This is a genomic window from Solihabitans fulvus (assembly GCF_008386585.1).
GTDB classification, from domain to species: Bacteria; Actinomycetota; Actinomycetes; order Mycobacteriales; family Pseudonocardiaceae; genus Solihabitans; species Solihabitans fulvus.
This window is the reverse complement of sequence record NZ_VUOB01000200.1, coordinates 1-203: the sequence shown is the minus strand read 5'-3', so window position 1 is coordinate 203 and position 203 is coordinate 1. Positions and strand designations below refer to the sequence as shown.

Genomic DNA, 203 nt, shown 5'->3' with positions numbered 1-203 from the left:
CGCCGACCTGGTGCCCGAGCTGACCACGCTCGTCGACACGCACCCGACGCGGGAACGCCTGCACACCCACCTGATGCTCGCGCTGTACCGGGCCGGCCGGCAGGCTGACGCCCTGCACGCGTACCAGCGGGCCAGACGCGTGCTCGCCGAGGAGCTCGGCATCCGGCCCGGCCAGGAGCTTCGCGAGCTGCACCAACGGATCC

General features: G+C 73.4%; 1 protein-coding gene. It reads left to right on the top strand.

Annotated features, from left to right (window positions below; genetic code table 11):
- Positions 1 to 203 (top strand): BTAD domain-containing putative transcriptional regulator (locus tag F0L68_RS41290; protein ID WP_149855361.1); only part of this gene is annotated, 203 nt, incomplete at both ends.